General features: G+C 74.5%; 14 protein-coding genes and 1 pseudogene. 6 read left to right on the top strand and 9 right to left on the bottom strand.

Features of this window, described 5'->3' with window-relative positions; all coding sequences use genetic code 11:
- Positions 1 to 50: 50 nt before the first annotated feature.
- Complete coding sequence (locus ACFYXE_RS10960) at positions 51 to 1,106, top strand: LacI family DNA-binding transcriptional regulator (protein WP_389311135.1); 1,056 nt, start codon at positions 51 to 53, stop codon at positions 1,104 to 1,106.
- Between the two features lie 379 nt (positions 1,107 to 1,485).
- On the opposite strand, the pseudogene ACFYXE_RS10955 reads toward ACFYXE_RS10960, so the two are convergent.
- A pseudogene (locus ACFYXE_RS10955) lies at positions 1,486 to 2,475 on the bottom strand (M64 family metallopeptidase); the annotation flags it as partial.
- A gap of 296 nt (positions 2,476 to 2,771) precedes the next feature.
- Between ACFYXE_RS10955 and ACFYXE_RS10950 the strand changes: the two are divergent.
- Both ACFYXE_RS10950 and ACFYXE_RS10945 read left to right on the top strand, forming a co-directional pair.
- The gene (locus ACFYXE_RS10950; RefSeq protein WP_389311442.1) at positions 2,772 to 4,148 is read left to right on the top strand and encodes a helix-turn-helix domain-containing protein; all 1,377 of its coding nucleotides are present in this window, start codon (positions 2,772 to 2,774) and stop codon (positions 4,146 to 4,148) included.
- 141 nt (positions 4,149 to 4,289) lie between these two features.
- Positions 4,290 to 5,261 carry a type II CAAX prenyl endopeptidase Rce1 family protein gene (locus ACFYXE_RS10945; RefSeq protein WP_389311133.1) on the top strand — a complete coding sequence of 324 codons (972 nt, stop codon included), beginning with the start codon at positions 4,290 to 4,292 and terminating at the stop codon, positions 5,259 to 5,261.
- On the opposite strand, the gene ACFYXE_RS10940 is transcribed toward ACFYXE_RS10945, so the two are convergent.
- Positions 5,233 to 6,267 carry a helix-turn-helix domain-containing protein gene (locus ACFYXE_RS10940; RefSeq protein WP_389311131.1) on the bottom strand — a complete coding sequence of 345 codons (1,035 nt, stop codon included), beginning with the start codon at positions 6,265 to 6,267 and terminating at the stop codon, positions 5,233 to 5,235. The two genes, ACFYXE_RS10945 and ACFYXE_RS10940, sit on opposite strands and share 29 nt — an antisense overlap.
- Before the next feature lie 117 nt (positions 6,268 to 6,384).
- Between ACFYXE_RS10940 and ACFYXE_RS10935 the strand changes: the two genes are divergently transcribed.
- Positions 6,385 to 7,281 carry an alpha/beta hydrolase gene (locus ACFYXE_RS10935; protein ID WP_389311129.1) on the top strand — a complete coding sequence of 299 codons (897 nt, stop codon included), beginning with the start codon at positions 6,385 to 6,387 and terminating at the stop codon, positions 7,279 to 7,281.
- 159 nt (positions 7,282 to 7,440) lie between these two features.
- Entirely contained in the window at positions 7,441 to 8,826 is a 1,386-nt protein-coding gene (locus ACFYXE_RS10930) for a 2-oxoadipate dioxygenase/decarboxylase family protein (RefSeq protein ID WP_389311126.1), read from the top strand.
- 34 nt (positions 8,827 to 8,860) lie between these two features.
- Here ACFYXE_RS10930 and ACFYXE_RS10925 read toward each other — a convergent pair whose 3' ends face one another.
- The 4 genes from ACFYXE_RS10925 to ACFYXE_RS10910 all read right to left on the bottom strand — a co-directional run bounded on the left by ACFYXE_RS10925 (position 8,861) and on the right by ACFYXE_RS10910 (position 12,862).
- Positions 8,861 to 10,585 carry an acyl-CoA dehydrogenase family protein gene (locus ACFYXE_RS10925; protein ID WP_389311124.1) on the bottom strand — a complete coding sequence of 575 codons (1,725 nt, stop codon included), beginning with the start codon at positions 10,583 to 10,585 and terminating at the stop codon, positions 8,861 to 8,863.
- An 85-nt stretch (positions 10,586 to 10,670) separates the two neighbouring features.
- A complete protein-coding gene (locus ACFYXE_RS10920) occupies positions 10,671 to 11,234 on the bottom strand; it encodes a PadR family transcriptional regulator (RefSeq protein ID WP_389311122.1) in 564 nt (187 codons plus the stop codon).
- A gap of 74 nt (positions 11,235 to 11,308) precedes the next feature.
- Positions 11,309 to 12,280, bottom strand: coding sequence for an SMP-30/gluconolactonase/LRE family protein (locus ACFYXE_RS10915; RefSeq protein WP_389311120.1), 972 nt, complete (start codon positions 12,278 to 12,280; stop codon positions 11,309 to 11,311).
- 111 nt (positions 12,281 to 12,391) lie between these two features.
- Positions 12,392 to 12,862, bottom strand: a complete 471-nt coding sequence (locus ACFYXE_RS10910; protein WP_389311118.1) for a peroxiredoxin — start codon at positions 12,860 to 12,862, stop codon at positions 12,392 to 12,394.
- A 206-nt stretch (positions 12,863 to 13,068) separates the two neighbouring features.
- On the opposite strand from ACFYXE_RS10910, the gene ACFYXE_RS10905 reads away from it, so the two are divergent.
- Positions 13,069 to 15,345, top strand: coding sequence for an FUSC family protein (locus ACFYXE_RS10905; RefSeq protein ID WP_389311116.1), 2,277 nt, complete (start codon positions 13,069 to 13,071; stop codon positions 15,343 to 15,345).
- A 56-nt stretch (positions 15,346 to 15,401) separates the two neighbouring features.
- Here the strand turns inward: ACFYXE_RS10905 and ACFYXE_RS10900 are convergent, their stop codons facing one another.
- The 3 genes from ACFYXE_RS10900 to ACFYXE_RS10890 all read right to left on the bottom strand — a co-directional run bounded on the left by ACFYXE_RS10900 (position 15,402) and on the right by ACFYXE_RS10890 (position 17,573).
- A complete protein-coding gene (locus ACFYXE_RS10900; protein ID WP_389311114.1) occupies positions 15,402 to 15,914 on the bottom strand; it encodes a hypothetical protein in 513 nt (170 codons plus the stop codon).
- Positions 15,915 to 16,000: 86 nt separating this feature from the next.
- Positions 16,001 to 17,011: a CU044_5270 family protein gene (locus tag ACFYXE_RS10895; RefSeq protein ID WP_389311112.1), complete on the bottom strand. Its 1,011-nt coding sequence runs from the start codon at positions 17,009 to 17,011 to the stop codon at positions 16,001 to 16,003.
- The gene (locus ACFYXE_RS10890) at positions 17,001 to 17,573 is read right to left on the bottom strand and encodes an RNA polymerase sigma factor (protein ID WP_389311110.1); all 573 of its coding nucleotides are present in this window, start codon (positions 17,571 to 17,573) and stop codon (positions 17,001 to 17,003) included. Before ACFYXE_RS10890 ends, ACFYXE_RS10895 begins: the two co-directional genes overlap by 11 nt.
- Positions 17,574 to 17,642 lie beyond the last annotated feature (69 nt).

The raw sequence follows: 17,642 nt of genomic DNA, 5'->3' as shown, positions 1-17,642 counted from the left end.
ACTGGGCCGCTGATAACGTTTGCCGAAATCCTTCGAAGGGTGGGCGCGGCGTGGCCGACGTAACGCTGAGAGACGTGGCCCGGGCCTCCGGCTGCTCCGTCGCCACGGTCTCGCGGGTGCTGGCCGGCACCCGCCCGGTGGGCGCCGAGACCGCCCGCCGGGTCCGCGAGGCGGCCGACGCGCTCGGGTACCGCCCCAACCACGCGGCCCGGGCTCTGCGCAGCCGCTCCACGGGCACCGTCGGCCTGGTCCTGCCGCAGATCACGAACCCGTTCTACCCCGCGCTCGTACGGGAGTTGACGCACGCCCTGCACGCCGACGGGCGGGCCGTGCTGCTCGCCGACTGCGACGACGACCCGGCGGCCGAGGCCGAGTACATCGCGGACCTGCTCAGCCGGCAGGTCGACGCGCTCCTGGTCGTCCCGGCGCACGAGGTCCGCAGCAGGGAGGCGGTGGCCGCGGCGGCGGCGCGCGTGCCGCTCGTCCTGATGGACCGGGGCTGTGGCTCCGGCGTCGCGGACTCGGTGGCGGTCGACAACGGCGCGGGCATGTCCCTCGTCCTGGAGCACCTGGCCGCCACGGGCCGGCGCCGGATCTGCTTCCTCGGCGCGGCGGGCACGGTGTCGACCGCGGCGGAGCGCCGGGGGGCCTACGAGGCCGGGGCGAGGGCGCTCGATCCCGCGGCGCCGGGCCGGGTGGCCCTCGGCGACTTCTCCGTGGAGTGGGGGCGGGCCGCCGTCGACGAGGTCTGGCCCGCCCGTCCCGACGCCCTCGTCTGCGCCAACGACCTGATCGCCGTCGGCGCCCTGCAGCGCCTCCATCAGCTCGGCGCCGACGTGCCCGGCGAGGTCGCCGTGACCGGCTTCGACGACATCCCGATGGCGGCGCTCTCCGCGCCGGGCGTCACCACGGTCCGCCAGCCGGTGGCCGAGCTCGCGGCGGAGGCGGCCAGGCTGCTCGGGCGGCGCCTGTCCGGCGACGACGGCGGGCCGCGCCGTGCGATACGGCTCGCTCCCGACCTGGTCGTGCGCGAGTCCAGCGCACCGGGCGGCACCGCTGCCGTACCGGCGGGCGACGCGCGCAGCGGCGCGTCGCCCGCCGGGTGAGCCGGTCGGTGCGCGGGTCGGTCAGCGCCGGACCCGCCAGCTGAGCCGGTCGGTGAGCAGGGTGCGCAGCTGCGGGTCGCGGACGGCGTCCGTCGGGTCGGTGGCGCGGACGGTCAGGGTGTGCGTACGCCCGTCGGCCGGGACGCCGAGCGCGCGCGGCGACACGACGCTCTTCCCCCCTGGCCCGCCCGACCTCACGGCCGTCGACGCTCCAGCGCAACCGCACGCCGGCGGCCACCCGGACCCGCACCTCGGCGTCCCGCCGCACCGCGCGGTCCGTGGCCGTCCGAGCCGTCACCACCGACGCGTGCCGGTGGAAGCCCGCGATCATGGCCTCGCGGCCGGGCAGGTTGAACTCACGCCCCAGCGTGCGCATGATCGAATCGGCGGTCGGCCGGTAGAGGCCGCGCGGGTAGTAGCCGCCCCCCTCGTACGCGCCGACGGTGCCGCCGTCGGGCGAGGTCCGGCCGATCCACCGGTACCACTTCTTCTGCTGCGCGGTGAGCTGGTCGGCCGTGAGCTTGCTGGTGTTGCTCTCCCACGGTTCGGCGCCCGTGTAGGTGCCGTACTCGTCGTACCAGTACTCGTCGGCGAGCTTGCCGAGCGAGTGGCCCGTCTCGTGGACGGCGACCTGGTCGGACTGGGCGTTGTCCGAGGAGGCGGTGGCGATGCCGTCGTAGCCGGACGGCGAGGTGATGTCGTTGTAGCCCGCGCCGCCGTACTTGGTGGAGTTCGCGAGGACGATGACGAGGTCGGGGTCGGCGGCCTTCGAGGCGTACGACTCGACCTTGGTGGTGTCCACGCACAACAGGCGCTCGATGCCGTCGCAGAAGAAGGCCGAGCCGAGCGCGGTGTCCTTCGCGGTCCCCTCGGCGGGGTCGTTGGAGACGCCGGACTCCCGTGAGACGGCGTCGACCGCCCAGACGTTGAAGAGATCCTTGTACGAGGCGTACGGCTCGACGGCGGAGATCTTCGCCCACTTGGCGCGCACGTCGGCGTGGAAGTCCTCCTGCTGGGCGGCGGTGTAGCCGTCGCCGATGAAGACGACGTCGAGCTTCGAGCCGGTCGGGCCCGCCGTCACGATCGGGACGACGTCGCCGTCGCCCTTGATCCTGGCGCTCTCGCGGGCGGAGAGCGCCGGGGAGGCGGGGACCTCGGTGTGCCGGGGGTGGCTGCCGGGCCCGTTGAAGTACTCGACGCGCTGGGACGGCCCGGCGGCCGGCTCCGGTCCGGTGGCGCGGGTGGCGCCGGCCGGACCGGTGGCGGCGACCGCCGCCGTGAGGGCGAGTCCGGTGGCGAGGGCGATCCGCAGGGACGTACGTCTGGTACGAGCGTTCGCACGACCGGATATTCGATGCGTGGGGGGCATGGGCGTCCTCCGAAGTCCGCGATATAAATGGCGGGTTAAGCGAGGTTAAGGCGCGGATCAACGTAGGGGTTCCTGGGACTTCAGGCAATGGGTGCGTGCCAAGTTGCCTGTGGGGTGGGCGTGTTCGCGCCGGTATCGGTGCAACAGCCCCCTCGTCGCGGTGGCCTACGGGCCGTCCGCGGGCAGGCGACCCCCGAACGGGAGGGGCAGCGGTGACGCGGAACGGTTCCGAGGGTGTGCGGCACGACGGTGTGCGGCAGGACGGCCGACAGCACGAGACCGGGCGCCGTGCGGACGTGCCGCACGACGACCCGGCCGCGATCGGCCGACGGGTCCTGCGGCTGCGCGGCGAACGCGGACTCACCCAGCGGCAGGTGGCCGAGCCCGCCTACACCCCCGCGTACGTCTCCACGCTGGAGTCCGGCAGGGTCCGCCCCTCCGAGGCCGCGCTGCGGCACCTCGCCACCCGCCTCGGCGTCAGCTACGAGGAACTGGCCACGGGCCGCCCCGCCCACCTGGCCGCCGGGCTCCGCCTGCGGCTGACCGACGCCCGGCGCGCCCTGGCCACCGGCGCCCCCGAGGACGCGGCCGCCCTCTTCCAGGCGCTCCACGAGGAAGCCGCCGAGCACTCCCTCACGGAGGAACGGGCCGAGGCCCTGCTCGGACTCGGCGACTGCCTGCTGGAGTCCGGTGAACTCAGCGGCGCCCGGGACCGGTTCGCCGCCGCCGAGCGCCTGCTCGCCGACCGGCCGCTGCCCCGCCGCGTCCCCGCCATCCGGGGCCGCGCCACCGCCCATCTGCTGACCGGGGAACTGCGCTACGCCTGCTACCTCCTGGAGAGCACCCTCGACGAGCTCACCACCGCCGGCCTGCACGATCCCGAGGCGCTGCTGCTCCTCTACACGGCGTCCATCGCCCCCTACATGGACATGGGCGCGCACGCGCGGGCCGCGCACGCCGCCGAGCTGGCGCTCGCCCTCGCCCCGCGCGTCGAGGACCCGGCGCTGGTCGCGGGCATGCACCGCGGGGTGGCCCGCACGCTCATCGCCGAGGGCCGCATCGCCGAGGCCGACGCGTCACTGGCCAAGGCCCAGGAGCTCTACCGCCAGCTGCACATCCGCACGGAACTCGCGCACTGCCACTGGATGCGCGGCTATGTGCACGCCCAGGACGGCGACCTGGAGCACGCCGAGAGCGAACTGCGCACGGCCCGCGCCATCCTCGCCTCCAAACGGGCCGCGCTGTTCACCGGACAGGTCGAGGTCGAGCTCGCGGACGTGCTGCGCAGACGCGGCAAGGCCGAGGAGGCGGAGGCGCTGCTGCGGCCGCTGCTCACTCCCGACACCCCCGAGGACGAGGGCGCGGGCACCGGCACCCTCGGGGCCGGACGGGGCGCGGTGCACGCGGGCGGCGCGCACCGGCTGCTGGGGCTGATCGCCGAGGACCGGGGCGACACCGAACGCGCCGAGGAGCACTACTGCGCCGCGCTGTCGCTGCTCGAACGGTCCAGCGCCGTCGGCGACCTGGCCGACCTGTGCCGCCTCCTGGGTGATCTGCTGCGCCGTACGGGACGGGTGGAGGCCGCGATGGACGCGTACCGCACCGGGCTCGGCCACCGGGCGGCCCCCGGCACCACCACCCTGGGTCCCGCGCCCGCCACTCCCCCGATGTGAACCGGGCGCGCGCCCGCCGCACCGCTGCATCGAAAGATGTACCGCCATGTCATCCACCGCTACGACTCCCCTGGTCCGCGGGCCGTCGAGGATGGGACCACCCGCCGACGCGGCGGTGCGGACGGCAGCGAGGAGAGACACATGGCCGGCCCCGGGCCCGGGACGCCCGTTCCTTCGCTCACCGGCGCCCTGGCAAGGGCGTTGTGCGGCGGGCTCGTCATGGCGGTGGCGCTCGGCGCCGGTACGACGGCGGGCCCGGTGCTCGCCGATGCCGTGGGCCTGACCGGGTTCGCGGCCCGGCTCGTCCCGGCCGTGCTGGTCAGCGCGGTGGCGGTGCCGCTGGTCGTGCTCGCGCTGCGCCGCCGGGGCGGGACGCCCGGCGACATCGGCCTCGGCGGCTCCACGGGGCGGCTGCGGGCGCTGCTCGTCGGGGTCGCGGTGACGGTGGGCGCCGCGGGGCTCATGCTCGGCGCCGCGACGGCCGCCGGGCTGCTGCGCTGGTCGCGCCCCGACCTGCCCGCACTCACCGGATTCCTGCTGACGAACGGCGTGGTCGCACTCCTCCTGGAGGCGCTGCCCGAGGAGACGACGCTGCGCGGCTACGCATGGACGTCGCTCCGGAGCCGTCTCGGCGGCCCGGCCACCGCGCTGGGCACCACGGCCGTCTTCCTGGTCGTGCCCGGAGCCTCCACGGTCGTCGAGGCCGGGGTCGCGCCGCTCGTCGGTGCGCAGGCCGGACCGGTGGGACTCGCGCCGGGCGGCCGCGACCCGGTGGGCTATTTGATTCTGCTGCTGGTGTTCGGCCTGATGCTCACCGTGGCCCGCACCGCCGTGCGGCACGCGCCCCTGTGGACCGCGATCGGCGCGCACCTGGCGTTCCTCACGGTCAACCGGATCGTGTTCGAGGGGGACGAGCGCGGCGCGGGCTGGTCCGTCGCGCTGTCGTCCCCGGACGTGGAGCTGCTCGTGCCGGTCTATCTGCTGGTCGCCACGGCCGGGTTCGCCGTCTGGCGGCGGGTGGCGGGGCGGCGCGGGGACGGAGGTGCGGCCGTGGGACGGGTTTCCGGTGTTGCGCCCGTGCGGCTCACGCGTCGAGCAGCCGCCAGGCGGTGAGAGCGAGCCGTGCCCGGACCAGGCCGGTGGGCTCTGTCAGGTCGATGGCCAGGCTCCTGCCGAGCTGGTCGATCCTGCGGGCGACGCTGCTGTGGTGCAGGTGGAGCAGGTCGGCGGCCCGGCGCAGGGAGCCGGTGGCGCAGTACGCGTCCAGCGTCTCCAGGTCCGCGGGGTCGGCGGCCACCCGGGCCAGCGCCACCACGTCGGCGTTGCTCCACACGGCGTCCTCGGGGAGCTGCGCGAGCAGCGCCAGCGCCCCCAGGTCGTCGTGGGCGACGACGGGGCGGCGCGCGGTGGCGAAACGGAGAGCGGTACGGGCCTCGCGCCAGGACAGGTCCGGGCTTCCGGCGGCGCCGATGCCCGCCCGCACACCGGCGGGGAACCGCGTCCGGTCGACGGTGGTGGCCAGCAGCACGCCCACCTCGGCGAGCGGGGCGGCCTTCACCGGGCGGGCCGGGCAGATCAGGCCGCCCAGCTTGTCCAGCGGGAGCGCGGAGCGAACGGCGACGACGCGCACCGGCAGGTCCGCCGCGAACCCGAGCAGGCGCAACGCCCGTGCTCTGGCGGCCTCTTCGCTGTCGGAGCTGATGGCGAGTTCGACCAGTGCCGGGTCGGCCATGGTGGTGCGGGCCGGGCCGTAGCGCTCGACGGCCGCCGCGACGGCGAGGGCCCACCGGTCGAGGAGCACCTCGTCGAGCGGGTTGGGCGGGCCGGTGCGCTCCAGCCAGACCGTGCCGATCTCCTCCTCGTCGAGGGTGACCGGCGCCGTGCTCGACGCGGGTGACGGCGGCCCGGTCACGTCCTTGCCCTCGGGCGAGACGCGGATCGCCCGCCCGGTGCCGTGCAGCCGGATTCCGGCCACGCACTCGGCGAGCCCCGCCGAGGACCGGGCGAGCGCCGGCAGGTCCACCCGGCGGCGCATGAGGGTGTCGTAGAACGTGACGACGCGGATGGCGCCCTCGACGTGCGAATCGAGTCCGGACAGCCGTACGGCCAGTGCTTCCATGGCAGGAGGATAGGGCGCGGGGAGGCTCGACGCGCGCGACGGTCGGCGGTCAATGCCGGTGCACGGCGCGACAGTTGGCGGACGACGGACGGCCCGGCGTGGCGGAGGATGGCGGGCATGGATCCCGAACTGGAAGCCTTCCTCCCGCTGCTCCCGCGCCAGGACCTCGACGATCCCGTCGCCGCGCGCGAGCGGTACTCCGCGTACGCCGCGACCAAGCCGGCGCCGGACATCACCGGCATCGAGGTCGAGGACCGCACGGTCCCCGGCGATCCGGCCGTGCCGGTGCGCGTCTACCGTCCGTTGCAGGCACGGGGCGCCGTGGTCTGGCTGCACGGCGGCGGGCACGTCATGGGCGACCTGGACACGGAACACCCGTGGGCCGGCCGGGTCGCGGCCGCCTCCGGCGCGGTGGTGGTGTCGGTGGGGTACCGGCTCGCCCCCGAACACCCCTTTCCGGCCGCTCTGGAGGACGCCTGCGCCACGCTGCGGTGGACGGCCGGGCACGCGGACGAGCTCGGCGTCGATCCGGCGCGGATCGCGGTCGGCGGGCACAGCGCGGGCGGGAATCTCGCGGCGGCCGTCGCCCTGTGGTCCCGTGATCACCAAGGGCCCCCGATCTGCTTCCAGTTGCTCAACGAGGCGGGGCTCGACGACCGGATGGAGACCTGGTCGGCGCGCCACTTCACCGACACGCCCTGGTCGACCCGCGCCACCGTGGCCACGGCGTGGCGGCACTATCTCGGCGACCGGACGGCCACGCCGTACGCGGCCCCCGCCCGCGCCGCCGACCTGTCCGGCTTGCCGCCCGCCTACATCGCCACCGCCGAGTTCGACCCGAACCGCGACGAGGACATCGCCTACGCCCAGCGCTTGTTGCAGTCGGGCGTCTCGGTCGAGCTGCACCAGTGGCCCGGCACCTTCCACGGCTCGCAGTCCATCCTGTCCGCCGAGGTGTCCCAGCGGCAGATCGCCAAGGTCGGCGACGCCTTGCGGCGCGCGCTGGCCGGGTGAACGGATCGCGCCGTCCCCGGCCGGGGCGCGCCCCTCGCATGGACTCCCCCGGCGGGCGTGCCCCACCATGGCGGGCAGACCGCCGCACGGTACGCCCGTCGTGGTCGCCGACGGCGGGGCGGGCGTGCGGGACATCGTCGTGGAGGTGACGTTCCCCCGATGGAACAGTGGCAGTTGCGCGCGGCGTTCGCCGGGCGGCTCTCGCGGATGTACGGGCGTGAGGTCCCCGCGTACACGACGCTGGTGGACGTCTCCCGCGAGGTCAACGAGGACGTGCTCGGCGCGCGGGGCGCCGCCGCGGAGCGGCTCGGCTCGATCGGCCGCGTCACCGCCGAGCGGCACGGCGCGATCCGGGTCGGCACCCCCGGCGAACTGCGGCAGGTGGGCCGGATCTTCGGTGCGCTCGGCATGCGCCCGGTCGGCTTCTACGACCTGCGCGACACGGCGACCTCCGCCCTGCCGGTCGTGTCGACCGCGTTCCGGCCGGTCGACGAGGACGAGCTCGCCCGCAACCCCTTCCGGGTCTTCACCTCCCTGCTCACCGTCTCCGACCCCCGCTTCTTCGACGCGGACCTGCGCGCCCGCCTGACCGCGTTCCTGGCCGGACGTGAGCTGTTCGGGCCGGAGCTGCTCGCGCTGGCCGACCGGGCCGAGGCGGAGCGGGAGCTGCCCGACGCGGAGGCCGAGCGGTTCCTCGGCCTCGCCGTGGCGGCCTTCGAGTTGTCCGCCGAGCCGATCGACAGGGACTGGTACGCGGCCCTGGAGCGGGTCTCCGCCGTCGCCGCCGACATCGGCGGCGTCCGCAGCACCCACCTCAACCACCTCACCCCGCGCGTCCTGGACATCGACGAGCTCTACCGGCGCATGACCGCACGCGGCGTCGAGATGATCGACACCATCCAGGGGCCGCCGCGCTGGACGGGCCCGGACGTCCTGCTGCGCCAGACGTCCTTCCGGGCGCTCGCCGAGCCGCGCGCCCTGCGCGCGCCGGACGGCAGCGTGACCCGCGGCGCCCTGCGGGTGCGCTTCGGCGAGGTCGAGGCCCGCGGGATCGCGCTGACCCGCGAGGGCCGCGCGCTCCACGACCGGCTCCTCGCCCTCGTCGACGAGCGGTCAGCCGGCCGGCCCGCGGACGTGCGCGGCGACGTCGCCCGCGCGGTGTGGAGCGAGCACCTGCCCCCGACCGAGCACGAACTGGCGGCGCGCGGCCTCGGGTTCTTCACCTACCACGCCGTGGCCGACCGTCCCGCCGACGGCAGCCGGCCGCCCGCGGACCTCGACGACCTCCTCGCGGCGGGCTGGCTGCGGGCCGAGCCGATCGTCTACGAGGACTTCCTGCCCCGGTCGGCCGCCGGAATCTTCCAGTCCAACCTCAGCGACACGGGCTCACGGCACGGCGACCGGGAGGGCAGCGCGTACGACGCCGACCGGCTGTCCGCGGTCATGGACCGGGAGGTCGCCGACCCCTTCACCCTGTACGAGCGGCAGCGGGACCGCTCCCTGGACCGCATCCCCCGCGCACTGCGCCCCGAGGGAGTCTCATGACCGGCATTACCCTGCGGGCGGCGATCGGCGCCGCCTAGGGGGCCATCTCGTACGACCCGGCCAGCGCCTCGACGCGCTCCCAGACACGCGCCGAGCGGGCCTCGTCGACGACCGGGCGCCGGACCGCGCCCAGCGCCCAGGTCTGCTGGTCGGCGGTAGCGGAGTCCTTGCCGTGCAGCTCCACGGCGTGCGCGGAGAAGTCCCGTACGAGGACGGCGAAGAGCTCGTCCAGCACGTCCTGCTCCAGGCCGGTCAGGCGGGCCTGCTCCAGGATCAGCTGGCCGTGCACGACCAGCGCGAAGAGCTGGCCGACGGCGAGGAGCAGGTCCAGGTCGCGGCTCTGCTTCTCGTCGGGGGCGGCGGTGGTCACGAACGTGCAGAGGGCGTCGGCCTGTTCGCGGAAGCGGGCGACGTTCGGCACGTCGGCGTAGCCGTCGAAGGCGGTGCGCCAGTCGTGGAAGCGGATGGCGCCCAGGCCCCGCGCCGGGCCCTGCCGGAAGAGGAAGTCGTCGTCGGCCGCGTCGAGCCGGGTCGGCACGGGCGCGTACTCGGCCGGGTTCAGCAGGTGGTTGCCCATGAACTTGAGGATCAGCGCGAGGTTCACGTGGACCGTGCCCTCCAGCTTCGGCAGGCCGCGGATCTCGACGGCCGCCTGCGCGAAGTAGTTGTCCTTCTCGAAGCCCTTGGCGGCGATCACGTCCCACATGAGGTCGATGACCTTCTCGCCCTCGGTGGTCACCTTCATCTTCGTCATGGGGTTGAAGAGGAGGTAGCGGCGGTCGTTGGGGCCCGCGGAGCGGAAGTAGTCGACGGCGCGGTCGCTGAACAGCTTCATGCCGACGAGGCGCACATAGGCGTCGGTCAGCTCGCGGCGCACGTGCGGGAAGGCGGTGACGGGGCGGCCGTAGAGGATGCGGCCCGTGGCGTGGGTGACGGCCTCGTACATCGCGTGCTCGCAGATGCCGATCGAGGCGGTGCAGAGGTTGAACTTGCCGACGTTCACGGTGTTGAGGGCGGCGTCGAAGGCGGCCCGGCCGGTGTGCAGGACGTCGTCGGGGCCCACCGGGTAGTTCTCCAGGCGGAACTCGCTGACGTACTTGGAGGAGTCGACGACGTTCTTGACCAGGTGGTACGCCGCGTGGCGGCTGTCGGCGGCGAAGAAGACGTAGCCGTCGGGGCCCTCGACATCGGTGCGGCGGCCGAAGACGGAGACCAGTCCGGCGGCGTTGCCGTTGCCGATGTAGTACTTGGAGCCGGTGGCGCGGAAGCCGCCGTCGCCGTCCGGCTCCAGGAGCATGTCGGTGGAGTAGATGTCGGCGCCGTGGCTCTTCTCGGACAGGCCGAACGCGAACACCTCGCCCTGGGAGAGGAGTTCGGCGGCGCGCTCGCGGGCGGCGGCGTTGTCGCTCTGCCAGACCGGGCCGAGGCCGAGGATGGTGACCTGCCACGCGTACCAGTAGTCGAGACCGTAGAAGCCGAAGATCTCGTTGAGTGCGGCGATCCGGGCGGTGTCCCAGCGCTTGTCCTCCTCGCCCTCCCCGGCGGCGGAGGCCGGGGTGAGGAAGGTGGCGAACAGGCCCTCCTCGGCGGAGAACGCGAGGAAGTCCGCGAGCCAGGCGCGGGTGCGGTAGTCCTCGATCAGCCGGCGCTTGCCGCGCGCCTCGAACCAGTCGACGGTGGCGCGCAGCAGCCTGCGCGTCTCGGGGTCGAAGTGCGCGGGGTCGTAGGTGTGGGGGTTGAACAGCAGCGGGTCGGCCATGGTCGGTCGCCTTTCCGGCTCGGGAGGTCGAGGGTGGGGTGGTGCGGAGGGGGTTTCGGGCGGCGGGGCGGTGCGGGCCGCCGGGTCAGCTTTCGGCGCGCAGCCGGTGCAGGGTGGCGAGCACGTCGTCGAGCCAGTCGATGGTCATGCGCTCGTACGCGATGCCGCCGCGCAGCACGACGTGCTGGAGTTCGCGGCCGGGATCCGGCGGTCCGGCTGCCGGGGCGGCAGGTCCGGTGAAGTCGCGCCGCTCCCCCGCGAGGTAGTGCGCGAGCCGGTCCGCGTGGGCCGTGCGGTGCCGTTCCACCTCGTCGATCAGCGCGGCCGGGTCGTCGAAGGCCGCGCCGCGGATCTTCACGGCCAGTTCGTGCCGCACGCTCTCGGGCTGGATCGGCTCCTGCAGCCACCGGGTGAGGGCGTCCCTGCCCGGGGCCGTGACGGAGTACTCCCTCTTGTCCGGCCGGTCCTGCTGGGCCACCTCGCGGGCGCCGATCCAGCCGTCGCCCTCCATGCGCTTGAGGACCCGGTAGATCTGCTGGTGGGTGGCGGCCCAGAAGTAGCCGATGGACCGGTCGAACCGCCGGGCCAGCTCGTATCCGGAGCCCGGCTTCTCCAGCAGGGACACGAGGATCGCGTGCTCAAGCGCCATGCGCGAATCCTTCTATGCAACGAGTTGCATAGACAAGCGGGACCGGGCAGGTGAGACACGGCTCACCTGCGGCGTCAGTCCCGCGCCGCGCCCTCGGCCCCTGCAGGCACCTCCTGTATGCGTCCGTCGACGCCCGCCCGGTAGAGCCGGCCCGCCGCGAATCCGCGGTCGCCCCGTCCGTAGGTGACCTGGGTGGAGAGGGGCATCCCCGACGTGACGGCGCACAGCCGCCCGTCCTCCACCCGCCAGATCTGCCCGGCCGCGTGGGTGGCGACCAGCGGCCGCCCCGCCGCGTCGAGGGTGAGGCCGTCGGGCAGGGCGAGGGCGTCCGCCGCGGAGGGTGAGATCCAGCGCACCGGGTGGGCCGGGTCGTCCACCGGGATGCGGTACAGGCCGGGGGCGACGGTCGTCTGGATGACGTAGACCTGCTGGCCGTCCGGGGAGACGGCGACTCCGTTGGGCTGCGCCACCCGGGCCCAGGCGGGGTCGACGTGGCCGCGCGGTGTGACGCGGCCTATGGTCCGGCCACCCAGGGTCGTGGTGTACACCGTTCCGTCGGGGGCGAGGGCGACGCCGTCGATCCCGCCGAGCCCGTCGGCGTAGGTGGTGACCCCGCCGGACTCGGGGTCCACCAGGAGGAGCTTCGACGTCGGGAACAGGTCACCGGTGAGCGAGTGCGCGAGATCGTTGCCGGTGCCGACGAGAAGCCGCCCGTCGGGGCGGACGACGATCCCGCCGTTGGCCCCCACGTCACCGGTGAGGGCGACCGGGGTGCGGCCCGGCGCGTCGATGCGGTAGACGCGGCCGGTGAAGTACGCGGTGGCGAACATCCGGCCCCGCCCGTCGACGGCGATCGACTCGACCCAGTCGGGCAGGTGCGCCACCGTGGACGGCGGCGCCGCGTCGGTGGCCGGGCAGGCCGGGGCCGCGTGCGCCGGAGCCGGGGCGAGCACGCCCGCGGCGGCGGCGAGGACCGCCCCGCAGGCGAGGGCGCGGCCCCTCCCGTGCAGTCCCGCGCGGCCCCTTCGACTCGCCTTCCACCGCATCGGCTCCCCCTCCGTCGCACCGGCCGCCGGCCCCTCGCGGGCCGGGCCGTCGCGCGCAGTATCGGCCCCGGGGGCCCCACACGCCACCCCGCCTCCGCGGGTCCCGGCGGTTCAGCCCTGCGTGAGGCGGCGCACGGCCGCCAGGGCGCGGTCGGCGTGCGCGCTCATGCGCAGCTCGCTGCGGACCACGTCGGCCACGGTGCGGTCCGTACCGATGACGAACGTGACGCGCTTGGTGGGCGCCAGCGTGAAGCCCCGGGTCACCCCGAACCGGCCGCGCACCTCTCCCTCGGGGTCCGAGAGCAGCGGAAAGCCCAGCGTGTGCCGTTCGGTGAACTCCCGCTGCCGCTCGACCTCGTCGCCGCTGATCCCCACCGGCCGCCCGCCCGCCGCGGCGAACTCGGCGGCCAGGTCGCGGAAGTGGCAGGCCTCGGCCGTGCAGCCCGGCGTGAGCGCGGCGGGATAGAAGAACAGCACCACGGGGCCGTCCTGGAGCAGCTCGGAGAGCCGCCGCCCGGTCCCCGTCTCGTCCGGCAGCGTGAAGTCCTCGACGGTGTCACCGACCGCCACGCGCGCCGTCATGCCCGGCTCCTGGGCGACTTGCGGTCCATCGGCGACACGGTGCCTCCTCAAGTGGCGGGGAGCGGGACCCTCCTCGCGGGAGCGAAACCCTACTCGATCTCCGCCTGCCGTCCCCGCTACCGTCCTTGACCTCGCGAAACACCGTCGTGCAATGCTGGGGCCACGCCGGGAGGCACCGAGAGAGCGACGGAGAGATCGGCATCACGATGGCATCGGCACGACGGACAGCGAAGGGCGTCTGGGACCGCTACTCGGCATCCGACCCCGGTCTTCTGCGGCTCATGGCGGGGCTGCGCACGGTCGGGGCGATCCTGCTCGCGCTCGCCGTGCTCGCCCTGGTCGGCACCTCGGTGACCCATCTCGTCGCGGGCGCGATGACCGCGATGGTCGCCACGTTCGCGATCCAGGAGAAGGAGGTCCGCGGACAGGCGATCACGCTCGCGCTCGGTCTGCCGGTGGCCCTGGCCGCGATCTCGCTGGGGGCGCTCCTCAACTCCCGCGTGGTGGCCGGGGACCTCTTCTTCATCCTGCTGATCTTCGGGGCGGTGTACTGCCGCCGGTTCGGCGACCGGGGCACCGCGCTCGGCCTGATCGGCTTCCAGGTCTACTTCGTCTCCCTCTTCGTCAGCGCCTCCGTCTCGTCGTTGCCCACGCTCTTCCTGACGCTGACCGTCGCCTTCGCGTGCAGCGCGGTCGTACGGTTCGCCGTCGTGCCGGAGACACCGGAACGCACGCTGGCGCGACTGCGGGAGGCGTTCCGGGCCCGGCTCGCGCAGTTGATCGCCCACCAGATCGAACTCCTCGACGCGGACACCCCGTCCGGCGAGGGACCGGCGAAGAACCTGGACGACCTGCGGCGCAGCACCGCCCGGCTGCACGAGGCCGCGCTGATGATCCAGGGCCGGCTCGAGGAGGGCACCCGCGACGCGGCCGCGGCGGCGCTGCTGCAGCGCAGGGTCGCCGACGCCGAGATCGCCGCGGAGCGCCTGGGCGTCCTGCTCCTGAACGCCCGCAGCGCGGAGCGTGTCGAGACGCTCACCCTGCACCTGCCGAACGCCCCCACCGCCCTGCCGCGCCGCGCCAGGATCGCGCAGGACACGGGCACGGCACTGCGCCGCGACCTGCGCGCGCTGCATCTGCTCGTGGTGCGCCTGGTGCCCGACGACCGGGGCACGGCCCTCCCGTACGTGCGCAACAGGCTGCTCGGCTATCGCGAGGAGCAGGGGCTTCCGCAGGGTTCGCAGGCGGTCCAGGACTGCTTCCGCGCGATCGGCGAGGCCGCCCGCGCCATCCTCGGACTGCGGCTCGCGACCGACGGGTCGCAGGACGAGGAGTACGACAGCCCGGAAGTGGCGCGTTCCCGCGAGGAGTTCGAGGCGGAGGAGATCTCGATCTCCGGTGAGGTGGCGCAGGCCGAGGAGGACGAGCAGACGGGGCTGCGGCGCCCCACCACCAGGGCGGCCGTGCAGGTCTCGGTGGGTTCGGCGCTGGCCATCGTCGGCGGTGAATTCCTGTCCACGCAGCGGTGGTACTGGGCGGTGCTGACCTGCTGGGTGGTGTTCCTCAACACGGCGTCCACCGGCGAGATCATGGTCAAGGGCTACCGGCGGCTGCTCGGCACGGTGCTCGGCGTCGTGGCGGGGGTGGCGCTGGCCGGCGCCGTCGGGAACCACACGTGGGCGGCGTTCGCCCTCGTCCTGCTCTGCGTGTTCGGGATGTTCTTCACCGCTCCCCTGTCGTACGCGCTGATGTCGTTCTTCGTCACCGCGATGCTGGGGCTGCTCTACACCCTCCTGAACACCTACAGCCTCGACGTCCTCGTGCTGCGGATCGAGGAGACGGCGCTCGGCGCGGCCTGCGGGATCATCGCGGCCCTGGTGGTCCTGCCGGTGCGCACCTCGCACCGGACCGACGAGGAGCTGGGCAACGTCCTCGCCCGGCTGCGGGACGTCGTCTCGGCCGCGGTGGCGCAGTTGTCCGGCGGTCCTGCGGTCGACCTCGTGGACCTGGCGCGCGACCTGGACACCGCCCTGGACGACCTGCGCAGCTCCACCAAGCCGCTGACGCATCCGATCGCGCCGCTGCGGGCCCGGCGGCAGACGGCCCGCTACATCGTGGCGCTCCTGGAGACGTGTGCCTATCACGCCCGTTCGCTGGCGGCGACGGCCGAACTGGTGCCGTCCAGCAAGAGCGTCGCGGCCGACGCGCGGCTCGCGCTCGCCGGGCGGCGGATCACGCACAACATCGATCTGATCGCGGCGCGGGTGCGTGCCGAGGAGCCGGACGGCGTCATCGAGTCCGGGGCGAGCATCGCGGCGATGCTGGACAGCGGCCGCCACGAGGTGCTGCGCACCGGCTCGGTGGCGTTCCGCGTGCTGCGGCATCTGCAGCGGCTCGACGAGGGCATCGTGGGTCTGGCCCGGCCGCTCGGCGTCCCGCTCGCGGTGCCCGAGGAGGGCGGCGCGGAGACGCGCAAGGTCTGAGGCGGGGCCGGGCCCGCGCCGGGCCGCGGGCCCACGGGGCCGTCGCGGTCCCGGCGTCAGCCGGGCGGAGTCCCGGGCTCCCCGCGCAGCTCCCCGACGGCCTCGCGCAGCACCGGCGCGGGAATGTCCGGCAGCATCATCGCGACCGCGAGGACGAGTTTGCCCAGCAGGAACGTGGTGTCCGGTGTGCCGCGCACCAGCTCCTGGACGGCCCGCACGTCCTCGGCCGCGACCGCCTCCAGGAGCCGTGCCGCATCGGGCCCCGCCCCGTCCTCGGTGAGCACGGACCGGTCGCCGAAGTCGGCGCGGCGCACCAGGTGCCGCAGCACCCGGTCCCCCGCCTCGGGCAGATACGCCTTGCGCACGGCCTCGTTGGCGACCCAGCACAGCGCGGAGACGAGGTCGGTGGTCGGCTCGTCGGCGTCGAACTCGGCGACCAGGGCGTCGTACGCGAGTTGGTTCCCGTGCCGGAACGCCAGCAACAGCCGTGCCGCCCGCGCCTTCGCCTCGGCCACCTGTCCCTCGGACTCCTCGGCCCGATCGCCCGATTCCTGCTTGTTTACGCCCATCTGGACCATGTTAACGATCACTGCGCCGTGACCTTCAGGGACCCACGTCCCCCCCGGTGCGGGACGCATGTCCCACGGCGTCGGGGTCACCGCAGCCAGGCGCTGTACGACAGGACGTCCCCGGCCTTCAGCCCGTACGTGCGATCGCTCGTGGTGACCATGTCCTCCAGGCCGATGACGGCTCCGCTCGCGGGGTCGAGGATCAGCATCCGGCGCAGCCCGGTGGTCTCGTACACGTACGCCTGGCCGGTCCGCCCCAGCCGGTCGGTGACCGCGCCCGCGGGGTGCAGGCCGTCGGCGTCGGCGAGGATCCGGGCCAGCGCGGCGCTCTCGCGGGCGCCCGGGGTCCAGTGGCGCTGCAACATCGCGACGGCGTCGAGCAGTTCCCCGGTGCCGGTGAGCGGGGTGCGGTCGCCCGGGTGGCCGAGTTCGGCCAGGTAGGCGCGCAGCGCTCCGGGGGTGTGCGGGGGCCGGGACCGGGGCGGGGCGGTGCCCCAGCTGGGCGGGTAGCTGCGGTCGCTGAGCACCTTGCCGTCGGCGACGGTGCGGGGGCCGTCCGGGCCGTCGGCGATGACCGGTCGGCCGGGGTGGCGCGGGTCGGTGGCCACGACGAGTTCCGTACTGCTGCCGTCCGCGCGCCAGCGCGTGACGCGCTCCTCGGGCAGGGTGACGGGTGGGCTCGCGCCCGGGCCGGACGCCATGGCGAGGCTCCATGTCCGCACATGGGTTCCCTGCCGCAGCCGCGGCGCGCCCCCGGCCGCCGCCGCGGCCGCCGCCCGGTCGGCGATCCGGTCGAGCGGCTGCGGGGTGGAACCCGCCCGCAGGACGAGGGGGCGCGGGGCGGCGGCCGCGGGTGTGCTGGACCCGGCGAGGACGAGCGCGAGCGCGGCCGCCACGGCGAGGGAGACCATCTCGATGCCCCAGACCAGGCGGCGCACTTGGCGCACCGGCCGGCGGCGGGCGGCGGGCGCGTCGGCGAGGAGCAGGTTCAACTGCCGTTCCGCGTGCGCGGGCAGGGCCCGGCCGTGGAACCGGGCGCCGTCACGGGGCACCGGGTCGGCGGCGCGCAGGAGCGCGATGTCGTCGTCATGAGCCATGGCCGTGGTCCTCCAGAACGGTGGCGCGGATCGCTTCAGGGGCGGGCCGTGCGGCCGGGGCGGGCCGCATGCGGTCGATCTCGGCCCTGAGCCTGCGGCGGGCGCGGTGCAGCCGCATCGCCGCCGCCCGGGTGCCGCAGCCGAGCGCGGTCGCCAGCCCCTCGGTGTCCAGTTCCTCCCAGGCCGTCAGGCGCAGCACCTCCTGGTCGGCGGCGGAGAGCCGGCCCAGGGCCTCGTGCACCCAGTCGCCCGGCCGTTCGGCCTCGGGCCCGGACACGACGTCCCTGCGGTGGCGGGTCTCGTCGTTGCCGATCCGTTCGACCAGGCGCCTGCGGCGCCCGTAGCCGCGGACGGCGTTGGCCAGGCAGCGCCGCGCTATCCCGTACAGCCACGGCAGCGGGGTCTCCGGCAGGTCGGCGCGGCGCCGCCAGGCGACGGCGAACACGTCGGCCACCACCTCCTCGGTGTCGTTCGTCGGGCCGCCGAGCCGCCGAGCCACGTAGCGGCTGACCGCCCAGTAGTTCTCGCGATAGGCAGCGGCGAAGGTTTCGTCGTCGCTCACGGTTACGAAGTGTCCGGCACCGCCGCGAACGTCACGGTCGCGGGGTGTGATCCATGTCGCTCCGTCCGC

It is taken from the genome of Streptomyces sp. NPDC002564 (assembly GCF_042889645.1).
Lineage (GTDB): Bacteria > Actinomycetota > Actinomycetes > Streptomycetales > Streptomycetaceae > Streptomyces.
This window is presented reverse-complemented; position numbering and strand designations above follow the sequence as displayed.

What these genes read in the sequence shown, in the direction of transcription:
- ACFYXE_RS10945 (WP_389311133.1), top strand. Translation starts at nt 4,290, where the DNA reads ATGGCCGGCCCCGGGCCCGGGACGCCCGTTCCTTCGCTCACCGGCGCC.
- ACFYXE_RS10940 (WP_389311131.1), bottom strand. Translation starts at nt 6,267, where the DNA reads ATGGAAGCACTGGCCGTACGGCTGTCCGGACTCGATTCGCACGTCGAG.
- ACFYXE_RS10935 (WP_389311129.1), top strand. Translation starts at nt 6,385, where the DNA reads ATGGATCCCGAACTGGAAGCCTTCCTCCCGCTGCTCCCGCGCCAGGAC.
- ACFYXE_RS10930 (WP_389311126.1), top strand. Translation starts at nt 7,441, where the DNA reads ATGGAACAGTGGCAGTTGCGCGCGGCGTTCGCCGGGCGGCTCTCGCGG.
- ACFYXE_RS10925 (WP_389311124.1), bottom strand. Translation starts at nt 10,585, where the DNA reads ATGGCCGACCCGCTGCTGTTCAACCCCCACACCTACGACCCCGCGCAC.
- ACFYXE_RS10920 (WP_389311122.1), bottom strand. Translation starts at nt 11,234, where the DNA reads ATGGCGCTTGAGCACGCGATCCTCGTGTCCCTGCTGGAGAAGCCGGGC.
- ACFYXE_RS10915 (WP_389311120.1), bottom strand. Translation starts at nt 12,280, where the DNA reads ATGCGGTGGAAGGCGAGTCGAAGGGGCCGCGCGGGACTGCACGGGAGG.
- ACFYXE_RS10910 (WP_389311118.1), bottom strand. Translation starts at nt 12,862, where the DNA reads ATGACGGCGCGCGTGGCGGTCGGTGACACCGTCGAGGACTTCACGCTG.
- ACFYXE_RS10905 (WP_389311116.1), top strand. Translation starts at nt 13,069, where the DNA reads ATGGCATCGGCACGACGGACAGCGAAGGGCGTCTGGGACCGCTACTCG.
- ACFYXE_RS10900 (WP_389311114.1), bottom strand. Translation starts at nt 15,914, where the DNA reads ATGGGCGTAAACAAGCAGGAATCGGGCGATCGGGCCGAGGAGTCCGAG.
- ACFYXE_RS10895 (WP_389311112.1), bottom strand. Translation starts at nt 17,011, where the DNA reads ATGGCTCATGACGACGACATCGCGCTCCTGCGCGCCGCCGACCCGGTG.